A 12357-nucleotide genomic window follows, 5' to 3' on the forward strand; every position below is an offset into this window, starting at 1 on the left:
TGCTCGTTTAACGTGCAACATATGCTTTTCTTGCTGTGTCTTTTTGAATTTTTCTGCTACAATAAAAGCATTGTGACCACAGTAGCTACGGAAGAGAGGCAGACAGCGATGAGCGAAACCATCGAGCTGAATTACGGCGCGGAGGAGGACGATTTTTATATCCAGCATGTAAAACGGACGGAGCCCTTTGAGCGGACGAATCATTATCACGGGACGTACGAAATTTACTTTTTGCTGGCGGGACAGCGCACTTATTTCATTAAAGACCGATCCTACCTCATTTCCCCTGGTGATCTGGTATTCGTAGATAAGCTGGATTTGCATAAAACGCAGGACGTCGGCGAGCCGGGCCATGAGCGGATTGTCATTAATTTTAGTGACCGTTTCCTAGGCATGAGTCAGGCGAAATCGGACTTCACCCCCGGGAAAGAGCATCCCCTGTATACGCCTGCTTTATTCGCCGCATTTTCCCAGTCTACTCCGGTGTTTCGGCTGAAGCTGCAGGAGCAGATTTTCGTCCAGCAGCTGATGAACAAAATGACGCAGGAGCTCAAGGACAAAGCGACAGGCTATGAAACCTATGTCAAGCTGCTCTTGATGGAGCTTCTGCTGTTTGCCGGACGATGCGCGGAGCGGCAGGAAACGGCGGCTTTCGAGCAAGCGAGCCCGATGCATAAGAAAATATCCGAGGTGATCCGGCATATAAACGACAAATTCGATGAGCCGATGACGCTGGCCGGATTGTCGGAGAAATTTTACATGAGCCCCTACTACTTAAGCCGTGCGTTTCGGGAGGTGACGGGCTTCACGTTCGTGGAGTATGTCAATACGACCCGGATCAAGGAAGCGCAGCGCCTCTTGAAGGAAACGAAGCTCAAGATTATCGAGATCGCAGACGCCGTCGGATTTGAAAATATTGCTCATTTCGGCCGCATGTTTAAGAAGCTGACCGGTCTGACCCCGCTGGAGTACCGGAAGCTGAACCGATAATTGCTTAGCAAGCTCGGCGCGGGATGCGCGGAGATTATGAGAAAAGACCTCGGATGCTGACGGAACGCTGATATCACCACAAGAAGATTGTAAGCTGCAGCCCGTATGCTATAATTTGGCTATACTGCGTAATGTGTCACCTATCACCATCAGGAGGGATTCCATTGCTGTACGTGTTAGCGTTTCTAGTGTCCTTTTTCATTGTTCTGCTGCTCATTCCTCCCTTACGCAAGCTTGCGTTTCGCATCGACTTCGTGGACAAGCCTAAGCCCAATGTCGAGCGAAAAATACACCGCGATCCGATCCCCTTAACTGCGGCGCTCGCCATTTTTGCCGGGTTCGTCTGCGCGTACCTGTTCTTTGTGAAGGACGACTGGAAGCAGACGGCTGGATTGTTATCGGGCTCGCTGCTGATCCTCGCCATCGGAACCATCGATGATTGGTATAAAACGCGCGGCAAGGAATTTCCCGCTTTGCCGAAGCTGATCGTGCAGGTTGCGGCGGCTGTGATCGTGTACTGCTCCGGCGTTGTGTTTTACGGCTTCCATAACCCGTTTACAGGCAATGAATTGATTTTGCCGGTTTGGCTGCAGTTTTTCTTTACGGTCACTTGGATTTTTGGCGTGACCACGGTGATCAACTTCTCCGATGGGATGGACGGACTGGCCGGGGGCTTATCGGCGATTGCCGCCGTCACGCTGTTTATCGTCGCCGTGGCAAAGGGTCAAACGGACTCCGCGATGATGGCGATCATCTTGGTCGGTGCAGCGCTGGCGTATCTTCGCTACAACAAGCCGCCGGCGAAGGTGTTCATGGGCGACGCGGGAGCGACGTTGTTCGGCTTCCTGCTCGCGGTCATTGCCCTTGATGGAGCGTTCAAGCAAGCCACGGTGCTGTCGCTGCTCATTCCGATTCTCGCGCTGGGCGTGCCGATTTTCGATAATTTGTTCGTCGTCTTCAAGCGGCTGAAGAACGGCAAGCCTATCTATTTGGCGGACGCGAGCCAAGCGCATTACCGGCTGCTAAAAACCGGACTGAGCCCGAAGCAGGTTGTGCTGTTCTTGTGCTTGATCAACACGTGCTTCGGCTTGACGTCGATCATTTTGCTGCTTCTATCGGTGTGAACATATGTGAAAGACCCTGGCCAGAGGTGGTCAGGGTCTTTGTTCGTGTCAGGTGGTATTTTCCAAATCACGTGCCGCAAAATGTTTGGTAAGGCCAAGTGCAAGCTGACAGTGTCGTGTACTCCTCCTGCTCAGGGGAGTGCGCGTAGGGATTGGCCAAAGCTGCGAGCAGCCGCTCCATCACGCTGTAGTCTTGGCGCTCCATCGCCGCCTCCAGCGCTTCCTCCACCCGGTGATTCCGAGGGATCACCGCCGGATTGCTGCTGCGCATCAGCTGGTGCGCGGCCTCCTGCGATTCTGACTGCCTGCCGAGTCTCGCCTGCCACTGTTCATGCCACTGGGTGAATTCAGGGGTCTCGAACAAGACGGCCCCTTCCAGCTTGCTAAACGTTAACGCACGGAAGGTGTTGGTGAAATCCGCTTCGTATTTTTGCATCAGATTGAGCAATTCCTCGACCAGCGCTTCGTCTTGCTCCTCCTCGTTCAAGAGGCCCAGCTTCTTTCTCATCCCTGCAAGCCAATTCGCTTGATACTGCGGCGTATAGCCCGATATCGCATCCTGAGCCAGCTGTAGCGCCTGCTCCTGATCGTCATGCAGAAGCGGTATAAGCGTTTCCGCGAACCGCGCGAGATTCCACCCGCCGATATACGGCTGATTGCCATAAGCATAACGGCCCTGCTGGTCGATCGAACTGAACACTGTTTCCGGATCATACGTATCCATGAACGCGCATGGGCCGTAATCGATCGTTTCACCGCTGATCGCCATGTTGTCGGTGTTCATCACCCCGTGGATAAAGCCAACCAACTGCCACTTGGCAATCAGCGCCGCTTGGCGCTTGATCACCTCTTGGAGCAGGCTAAGATAGCGGTTCTCATCCGCTTTGACGTGAAGGTAATGCCGCTGAAGCGTGTAGTCCGCTAGTGCGCGAAGATCCTCCACTGTCCCCCAGCGGGCCGCGAATTGAAACGTCCCGACGCGAATATGGCTGGCCGCCACGCGGGTTAAAACGGCGCCGGGCAGAAATTTTTCCCGCGCGATTGTCTCGCCGGTCGCTGCCACTGCCAAGCTGCGAGTCGTTGCAATCCTCAGCGCATGCATTGCTTCGCTGATGATATACTCGCGCAGCATCGGTCCTACGGCTGCACGGCCGTCTCCCCGGCGCGAGTACGGCGTTGGCCCCGAGCCTTTGAGCTGGATATCCACCCGCTCCCCTTGCGGGGTGATCTGCTCGCCGAGCAGCAGCGCCCGGCCGTCCCCCAGCATCGTGAAATGCCCAAACTGATGCCCTGCGTACGCTTCTGCCAAAGGTGACGCCCCTTCGGGAATCGCGTTGCCGGCAAACACCGCTGCGCCCTCCTCGCTTTCCAGTGCTTTCGTGTTAAGTCCTAGCGTGGCCGCAAGCGGACGATTGAGCACGATCAGCTTCGGCTCGTTGACCGGTGTCGGATTCGTAGCGGTATGGAAAATCTGAGGCAGCTGAGCGTAGCTGTTATCGAAGTTCCAGCCCGGCTGGAGACCTTCATGTTGCTCTGGTACCGCATGAGGGTTCCAGCCCGGCTGGAGACTTTCATCTTGTTTTGTCATTGGAGCATCTCCTTTATCCTTCCGCCACATCCGCACCCAGCTCGCTTGCCACCTCGAGCATCATCGGAATGACGGCTTCATTCGTTCCCAACACATAAATATCGCCTTGAAAATACCGGAACGGGATCTTCGCCTCCTCCAGACTCCACATAAAGAAATCCCCTTCAACGGACATCGTCGTTTGTCCGGTTACGGTATATATGGAGGTATACGAAAAGTCCGGCTTGAACGCAAAATATTGCTTGCATTCTTCCAGCGTTATAGTCTGCGGCTGCGCATCCTTTCCGCTGTTCTCACGAAATTCCCTTGTAATACGATAGCGTTGACTCATAATTCTTTACTGCCTCCAGCTCATTCAAAATAACCTCAATAGCCCAAACAACCTTCCCCTGCTTACTTGCTGCTCAGCTCGCGCCGGCCTCGTAACCCCCAACGCAGCACATAAGGCACCACGAACAGGATGAACAAAATGCGGAACATTTGATAAGCTACGACCATCGATACGTCCGCCTGCACCGCCGTGGCTGTGACGCCCATCTCGGTCATACCGCCGGGCGAGGTGCTGAGGAAGCCGGTCACGATGCTGATCGGCTGCACCAGGCTGAGGCCGTACGATAGCGCCAGCGAGAAGGCCACAATCGCGATGCCGCCGGCGAGCGAGTACGGCAATAAGCGCCGCCAGCCTGCGAGCGCGCTGAATTTGATGCCGAGGCCCAGGAAGATGCCGAGGCTCCACTGCGCCGCGAGGATGAGCGGCGTAGGCAGGTGCGGCGGCGGCCAGCCGCCGATGGTGAGCAGGGCCGAGGCTAGGATCGGCCCGAGAAACCACGGCGTGGGCAGCTTCAGCCGCACGGCGAGCCAGGCCGCGGCCAGCACGAACGCGGCCACGATCGGGATCGCCCACCACGGCATCGGGTGGGCGGTCGCCGCTGCGGCGGCCTGCGGCAGCGCCGCCGTCGCGTCAGGGTGCGCGAGCCCGTGTACCGCGAGGAACGGCACGACGAAGATGACGCTCAGCAGCCGGATGGTCTGCATAAAGGCGACGACCGTCTGGTCCGCGCCTTCGATCTCTTCGCTGAGCACGACCATCTGCGACAGGCCGCCGGGAATGCTGCCGATGATGCCGCTAGACAGGCTGATGCCGCTTTGGCGGGAAATGACAAAGGCCGAAGCGATGCTGAAGCTGACGGTCAGCACGGTCGCCAGCAGCATCGACGGCAGCTGCGTAACGATCTGCATGGCGCTGTCGGCGGTGAACGCCAGCCCCATGCTGTAGCCGAGCAGCACAAGCCCGCCGTTGCGGTAGCTGATCGGCCAAGCCAGCGAGCGCTTAGTGAAGCCCTGCCATAGTAAAACGGCGGTCAGCGGTCCGAGCATCCAGCTCAGCGGGATGTGCACCAGGCTGAACAGCCATCCCCCGAGCAAGGTCACCGCCACCGTCTCAAATAGGTTGATCATGAAGACGACCTTCTTTCCGTTCCCATAGTAACCATAGTAACAAGTGCCCTTCAAAAAAACAAAGCCGGTTCAAGCCTCCCCTTCTAAGGATATGCTTGAACCGGCGTTTTTTCAATTCCTGTTATTTGCCCTAACTCCTAGAAGCGAACCAAGTCTGCAACTTGAACCGGAAGTCCGGTACGAATCGATTTATTGCCGGCGATGCCGGTCAGAATGGACATCGCACCGTCAACGTGCGAAGCCGCACGGTTGAAGCGGTCCGGCTCCGGTGTTCCGAACAAGTCGTTGAGCAGCACAGGGTCGCCGCCGCCGTGTCCGCCTTTCTTTTCTTCCACCTTCACCTCATACGGCGCTTCGAAGATCGGGTGCACGGTGATTTTTTTCCCAACGACAGCACCTTCGAGCGCTTGATCGCCGCCCGAGTTGACATAGGAAGCCTCGACTACGTCCATCTCGATCCGGCCCTTCGTACCGTTGAACGCGACGCGGAACCCTTCCCATGGTGCGTATGCATACAGGTTGTAGGTCAAAAGTGCCTTATTGCGGTACTGTACCGTAACGCCCATCGTATCTTCGATGTTGATGCCGTCGCCGAACACGCTTTGATCGCGGAAATAGCCGTCTTCATGCTCCGCGTCGAGGTACATCGCCTTCAGGTTCTCATTTTTCTCCAGATGCAGAGCAAAATGATCATTCTCGGCCGCCTTGCTGCCATGGGAACGGGAATAAAACTCGGTTACACCGCGCTGCTCGGCATTTTCACGGCCGTAAAAACGCAGATCTCCCAGAGCGAACACCGTCTTCGGCTGCGATCCGAGCCAGAAGTTCACCAAATCGAAATGGTGCGTCGACTTATGGACCAACAGGCCGCCGCTGTTGCGCTTATCCCGGTGCCAACGGCGGAAATAGTCCGCGCCATGCTTCGTATTGAGCAGCCACTCGAAGTGAACCGAGGTTACATCGCCGATGGCGCCGTCCATGATCAGCTCGCGGATTTTCGTATTGTGCGGGGAGTAACGGTAGTTGAACGTCACGCGCAGGTTGCGGCCCGTTTCCTTAATCGCATCCAAAATCGCCTGGCACTTCTCTTCATCCACAGTCATCGGCTTTTCCGAAATGACATCGCAGCCCAACTGCATCGCACGAATAATGTATTGATGATGCGTACGGTCCACCGTGGTCACGATCAATGTATCCGGCTTGATCTCCTCGATCATTCGGTCAAACTCGCTTGCTTTATAGGTTGGAACCGGCTTTGCGCCCAGCTCGCCAATCACCTTGTTGGCATAGTCCATTCGTGTTTGGTTCACATCGCAGAAGGCGACCAGCTCGGAAGTGTCATTGAAATCACGAACAATCGCTTTATAGAAAAATTGTGCCCGGCCGCCAGTCCCTATTAAGGCATAGGTTTTACGCTTCGACATCTAGGGTTCCTCCTCAGGAATATGATATAGTTGCAGTATAGCGCAAGATTATAGCGGAAACAGCACTTAATTTGCTTAAATTTTCACTTTTTCAACATATATTGCCCTAATCCTGAAGAGTTCGAAGGAAGGAACATGTCAAATGCCCGATCAGCCACCACTTACTGGGAACCCCGGGGAAGCCCGTTTTCTTCTCGAGCACGCCTCGCGCACCGGAAGCTACAACATGCAGCAGAACCATTCGCACGATTCATATGAAATTTATTACATGAAATCGGGGAGCCGGTACTATTTTATAAAAGATCGCTCCTATCTCGTACGTGAAGGCGATTTAGTGCTGATCGAGCCGAAGGTGCTGCACAAAACCATTGAGGCCTACAGCCCCCAGCACGAGAGAGTGCTCATCAATTTCAAGCCGGTATGGCTCAAAAGCATGCTCAGCGAGATGGAGATCGATCTCCTCTCCGTCTTCAGCGGCTTCCCGATCGTGCGGCCCGAAGGACGCGATCAAGCGCATGTGCAGCAGCTGATCACGGCCATGCTAACCGAGCAGGATAAAAAAGATCCCGGCTCCGAAGGCTACATCAAGCTGCTGATGACCGAGCTGCTTATCTGGTTATTCCGCCATGCGGCGGCTACCTCTGCCGAACAAACCGCCCGGGCGGAGCATCCGACATCGCTGCACCGCAAGGTGTCCGACATCGTCAGGCACATTAACGAGCACTACCCCGAACCGTTGTCGCTCAAGACGCTCTCGGAGCATTTTCACATCAGCCCTTATTATTTGTGCCGCATTTTTAAAGAGGTGACGGGCTTTACCCTCGTCGAGTATATCCAGCGCCTGCGGGTGCATGAAGCGCAAAAGCTGCTGCAGACCACCGCCCTGCCGATCTCGGATGTGGCGGGCAAAGTCGGCTTTGACAGTGGGACGCATTTTGGCCGGGTGTTCAAGTCGTTCACGGGCCATTCCCCGCTCCAGTACCGCAAATCGGTCACCTCTGATGGGTAACGAAACATATGTAATTAGGATTCTTGGGAAAAATTGAATATAATAATACTGAATCTATGATAAAAGGGTGAGCCAAATGTTAGATCCACGATTAGAACGATTAGCGGATGTCCTTGTGAACTATTCGACGCGAGTGCAGCCCGGGGAAAATGTATTAGTTGAAGCGTTTGGAATTGATAATGCGCTGGTAAGAGCCATTGTTCAAAAAATACATAGTGCCGGAGGCAGACCGTTCGTAAACCTTCGGGACCACCAAGTCATCCGTGAATTGGTTAAGGAGGCCACCGAAGAGCAAATGAAGACGTGGGCGGAATTCGATGCGGCCCAAATGTCGATGATGCAGGCATATATCGGAGTGCGTGGCGGCTCTAATATTTATGAGCTGTCAGATGTTCCGGACCAAAAAATGAAATTATACAACGCCTTATACAATCACAAAGTCCATTCGAACCTGCGAGTGAAGAAAACCAAATGGGTGGTTCTCCGCTATCCAACCTCCTCGATGTCGCAGCTAGCGTCCATGAGCACGGAAGCATTTGAGAAATTGTATTTCGACGTTTGCACCATGGACTATTCGAGAATGAGCAAAGCGATGGACGCTTTAGTCGATCTGATGAATAAAACCGACAAGGTGCGGTTGACGGCTAAAGGCACGGATCTGACATTCTCCATTAAAAATATTCCAGCGATCAAATGTGCCGGCGAAATGAACCTGCCTGACGGTGAAGTGTTCACAGCTCCAGTTCGCGATAGCGTGAATGGGGTCATCTCCTACAACACGCCAAGCCCTTATAACGGCTTTGTATTCGATAACGTTCAGCTTCGTTTTGAAAATGGTAAAATTGTGGAAGCAACCTCCAATGATACGGATCGCATCAATAAAATCTTTGATACGGATGAAGGCGCACGATATATCGGAGAATTTGCGATCGGCGTGAATCCATTCATTCAAGAGCCGATGAAGGATATTTTGTTCGATGAAAAAATTGACGGCTCCTTCCACTTCACCCCAGGACAAAGCTACGATGAGGCCTACAACGGCAACGTCTCCAGCATTCACTGGGATATGGTGGTCATCCAGCGGCCTGAATATGGCGGGGGCGAAATCTACTTCGACGACAAGCTCATTCGCAAGGACGGTCGTTTCGTGATCCCTGAACTGGAATGCTTAAATCCGGAGAATTTGAAATAGGCTGGAGAACTGCAAAACCCTCCTGAGACACGGATCTCAAGAGGGTTTTCTTTGTCAGTATATCACTTAGTTATTGCACGACTCGAAGCGCCGGCGGCTCCTGCAGCATCAGCTCATCCGGGCGAAAAAAGTTCGCAATCTCCCGCTCCGCGCTCTGGGCGGAATCCGAGCCATGGATGACGTTGCTGCCCTTATCGACGGCGAAATCACCGCGAATCGTGCCTGGTGTGGCTTCGAGCGGATTGGTTTTGCCCATCATCACCCGGGACAGAGCAACGACGTTTTCGCCCTGCCACACCATCCCGAATACCGGTCCGGAAATAATAAAATCAACCAGCTCGCCGAAAAACGGCTTCTCTTTATGCTCTGCATAGTGATACTCGGCCTGCTCTTTCGTCATGCGAAACATTTTAGCCCCGATCAATTCGAAGCCCCGGTCCTCAAACCGCTGCACCAGCCGGCCGATCAAATGACGCTGCACCCCGTCCGGCTTTACCATCAGAAACGTTTTTTCCATGTGTACCACACTCCCATTCTGAAGTTGTAAACGCTAGCGTACTGCTTAGTATGCCCACTTCCGGTTATTTCCAGACGTTTGGTGCAGTTAGCTGTGCCTGAGCGGCGGCAATTCTCGCCACGGGTACGCGGTATGGAGAACAGCTCACATAATCCAGTCCGATGGCATGGCAGAAAAAGATGGACGGCTTATCGCCGCCGTGCTCGCCGCAGATGCCGGTTTTGAGCAGCGGCTTCACAGTTTTGCCCCGCTCGACGGCCCATTCCATGAGCTGGCCTACCCCGTCTTGATCGAGCACCTGGAACGGATTATTCGGCAGCAGCTCCGTTTCCACATAATGCGTAAGGAATTTCCCTTCGGCGTCGTCCCGGCTGTAACCGAATGTCATCTGCGTTAAATCATTGGTACCGAAGGAGAAAAAGTCCGCATGCTGCGCAATTTGCCCGGCAGTAATGGCCGCACGAGGCACTTCGATCATCGTCCCGATCTGGTAGGAAATGCAGTCTGCGGCATGGTTAAGCTTACCCAGGACCTCCGAAGCGGTTCGCACGACCAGCTCCCGCATCCGCTTCAGCTCATTGGCATGGCCTACCAGCGGAATCATAATATCCGGCCGCACATCCATTCCAGCCTGTTTGCATTGCACGGCGGCACGAAAAATCGCTTCGACCTGCATTTCATATATATCCGGAAGCACAAGGCCCAGACGGCAGCCCCGGGTACCGAGCATCGGGTTCATTTCGTGCAGCGTCCGCACTTTGCGCAGCAGCGAATCGAGCTTCGCCCTCTGCTCCGGCTCTACAGCCGGGTTATGGCTCATCCGTTCCTGCTGCAGCACCAGCTGCTCCAGATTCGGCAAAAACTCATGCAGTGGCGGATCCAGCAGCCGAATCGTCACCGGCAAGCCATCCATGGCGCGGAAGATGCCTTCAAAATCCTCCTGCTGCATAGGAAGCAGCTGCTGCAATGCCTTAGCCCGTTCATCCGCCGTCTCAGCAAGGATCATACTTTGCACTACAGGCACACGGGCTGCTTGCATAAACATATGCTCCGTCCGGCACAAGCCGATGCCCTCCGCCCCAAAATGCCGCGCCTTCGCCGCATCCTCCGGCGTGTCGGCGTTCGTATACACCTGCAGCGTACGAATCTCATCCGCCCAAGCCAGCAGCTCGCTCAGCTCCGCGGTGAGTACCGGCTCGCGCAGGCTGACGGCTCCGCGAATGACCCGCCCACTGGCGCCATCGATGGAGACTTGATCGCCTTCGCTGATTGTCACCGTCCGCCCGTCGCTCAGCTTCACGCTGAACTCGCGGCCTTCGATGCCCACCGCATCGCAGCCGCATACGCACGGCTTCCCCATCCCGCGCGCCACCACCGCCGCATGGCTCGTCATACCGCCACGGCTCGTTAATACACCCTCGGCGGCCAGTACGCCGTGAATATCCTCCGGCGTCGTCTCCGAGCGGACGAGAATCACCTTGCGTCCCTCGCGTGCCCAAGCCTCCGCCGTGTCCGCATCAAAAACAGCCAGCCCGGTGGCGGCGCCCGGTGAGGCGGGCAATCCTGTCGCCAGCACGTCTAACGGCCGATCCGTATCTATGGCACGGTGCAGCAGCTGATCCAGATGAAAAGGCTCGATTCGCAGTATAGCCTCACCGTGCGAGATCAGGCCCTCCTTGACCTGCTCGACGGCGATCTTCACGGCCGCTTGAGCCGTGCGCTTGCCGCTTCGCGTTTGCAGCAAATACAGCTTCCCCTGCTCGACGGTAAACTCGATGTCCTGCATATCTCTGTAGTGCAGCTCCAGCGCTTTGGCCGTTTGGAAGAGCTGCTCGTATATGTCAGGCATCTCTGCTTTTAGCTTGGCAATTGGAACAGGTGTCCGCACTCCTGCTACAACGTCCTCTCCCTGCGCATTCATCAAATATTCTCCGTACAACACATCCTCACCCGTGGACGGATTGCGTGTAAACAGCACCCCTGTACCGCAATCGCCGCCCATGTTGCCGAACACCATCGCTTGAATGTTCACCGCCGTACCCTGCTCATCAGGAATGTGATGGAGCCGACGGTAAAACTGGGCGCGATGATTATTCCACGAGCGGAACACCGCTGCGACGGCTAGCTCAAGCTGCTCGCTGACCGATTGTGGAAACGGTCTGCCGGCTTCTTTGGCGATAACCGCCTTATAGCTCGCAATGAGCTCAATCCAGCCCTCGGCCGGGATCTCACTGTCCTGCTCCAGCCGGAGCTTCCGCTTCAACCGACGCAGCCCCAGCTCAAAATGATGCGATTCAATGTCGAACACCACATTGCCAAACATCTGAATCAGCCTGCGGTAGCAGTCATAGGCAAACCGGGCATTGCCGGTCATGACAGCGAGCCCCTTAACCGTCTCGTCGTTCAGCCCCAGGTTCAAGATCGTATCCATCATCCCCGGCATCGAGGTCACGGAGCCCGAACGAACCGACACCAGAAGCGGCTGCATCGGGTCCCCAAAGCGCTGTTGTTTGGCGGCTTCCAGCTCTCGCATCGATTGATTAAGCTCCTCCATGAGGCCTGCCGGCAGCTGCCCACCCCCATCATAAAATCGACGGCAAACCTCGGTCGTAATCGTAAACCCCGGCGGCACCGGCAGACCAGCACGCGTCATCTCAGCGAGATTGGCGCCTTTACCTCCAAGCAGCTGCTTCATCGCGGCATTCCCTTGCTGAAACGAAACAATGTTAGGCATGATGATGATCCCCCCATGAATTAGGATACATAAATCACAGTTTTTCGGTAAATATCTTGTTATATAAAACATATCATACATAATAATATACTGTAAATAGTGCGTATTAATTGTATTTAGTATGTATTTTATAATTGAAATGTGAGTCCTATATCCCTACAGTACCCCCTCTTATTTTCCTCCTTTTACCCATTATCCCCATCACTCAGGTCTGGTCATGTCACCACCAACCTTGGGACGGAGAAGCAATGGGCGATGAATGCAATCAACGTACCATCATCAAAGCATACTCATATGGATCAGCCCCGCTAACCTTTTTTT

General features: G+C 54.7%; 10 protein-coding genes. 4 read left to right on the forward strand and 6 right to left on the reverse strand.

What is annotated here, in order from left to right; translation table 11 throughout:
- Window positions 1-108: 108 nt before the first annotated feature.
- Window positions 109-990, forward strand: coding sequence for an AraC family transcriptional regulator (locus tag FPZ49_RS22900; RefSeq protein ID WP_144851419.1), 882 nt, complete (start codon window positions 109-111; stop codon window positions 988-990).
- Between the two features lie 131 nt (window positions 991-1121).
- On the forward strand, window positions 1122-2114 hold the full coding sequence (locus tag FPZ49_RS22905; RefSeq protein WP_144851421.1) for an MraY family glycosyltransferase: 993 nt from the start codon (window positions 1122-1124) through the stop codon (window positions 2112-2114).
- A gap of 67 nt (window positions 2115-2181) precedes the next feature.
- Here the strand turns inward: FPZ49_RS22905 and FPZ49_RS22910 are convergent, their stop codons facing one another.
- The 4 genes from FPZ49_RS22910 to FPZ49_RS22925 form a co-directional block, all read right to left on the reverse strand.
- A complete protein-coding gene (locus FPZ49_RS22910) occupies window positions 2182-3702 on the reverse strand; it encodes a protein adenylyltransferase SelO (RefSeq protein WP_144851423.1) in 1521 nt (506 codons plus the stop codon).
- A 13-nt stretch (window positions 3703-3715) separates the two neighbouring features.
- Window positions 3716-4033 carry a hypothetical protein gene (locus FPZ49_RS22915; protein WP_144851425.1) on the reverse strand — a complete coding sequence of 106 codons (318 nt, stop codon included), beginning with the start codon at window positions 4031-4033 and terminating at the stop codon, window positions 3716-3718.
- A 62-nt stretch (window positions 4034-4095) separates the two neighbouring features.
- Window positions 4096-5160 (reverse strand): AbrB family transcriptional regulator, encoded by a 1065-nt coding sequence (locus FPZ49_RS22920; protein WP_144851427.1) that lies wholly within the window; start codon window positions 5158-5160, stop codon window positions 4096-4098.
- Window positions 5161-5297: 137 nt separating this feature from the next.
- Entirely contained in the window at window positions 5298-6584 is a 1287-nt protein-coding gene (locus FPZ49_RS22925; protein WP_144851429.1) for a Gfo/Idh/MocA family oxidoreductase, read from the reverse strand.
- A gap of 142 nt (window positions 6585-6726) precedes the next feature.
- Here FPZ49_RS22925 and FPZ49_RS22930 point away from each other — a divergent pair, with 142 nt between their 5' ends.
- Both FPZ49_RS22930 and FPZ49_RS22935 read left to right on the forward strand, forming a co-directional pair.
- Window positions 6727-7593 carry an AraC family transcriptional regulator gene (locus FPZ49_RS22930; RefSeq protein WP_144851431.1) on the forward strand — a complete coding sequence of 289 codons (867 nt, stop codon included), beginning with the start codon at window positions 6727-6729 and terminating at the stop codon, window positions 7591-7593.
- 76 nt (window positions 7594-7669) lie between these two features.
- On the forward strand, window positions 7670-8785 hold the full coding sequence (locus FPZ49_RS22935; RefSeq protein WP_144851433.1) for an aminopeptidase: 1116 nt from the start codon (window positions 7670-7672) through the stop codon (window positions 8783-8785).
- Between the two features lie 70 nt (window positions 8786-8855).
- Here the strand turns inward: FPZ49_RS22935 and ndk are convergent, their stop codons facing one another.
- Together ndk and ppdK are read right to left on the reverse strand one after the other, a co-directional pair.
- Window positions 8856-9302: a nucleoside-diphosphate kinase gene (gene ndk / locus FPZ49_RS22940; RefSeq protein WP_144851435.1), complete on the reverse strand. Its 447-nt coding sequence runs from the start codon at window positions 9300-9302 to the stop codon at window positions 8856-8858.
- Between the two features lie 64 nt (window positions 9303-9366).
- Window positions 9367-12036, reverse strand: coding sequence for a pyruvate, phosphate dikinase (ppdK, locus tag FPZ49_RS22945; RefSeq protein ID WP_144851437.1), 2670 nt, complete (start codon window positions 12034-12036; stop codon window positions 9367-9369).
- Window positions 12037-12357 lie beyond the last annotated feature (321 nt).

Origin of the sequence: Paenibacillus cremeus, assembly GCF_007786445.1 — a bacterium.
In the GTDB taxonomy this organism is placed as follows: domain Bacteria; phylum Bacillota; class Bacilli; order Paenibacillales; family NBRC-103111; genus Paenibacillus_G; species Paenibacillus_G cremeus.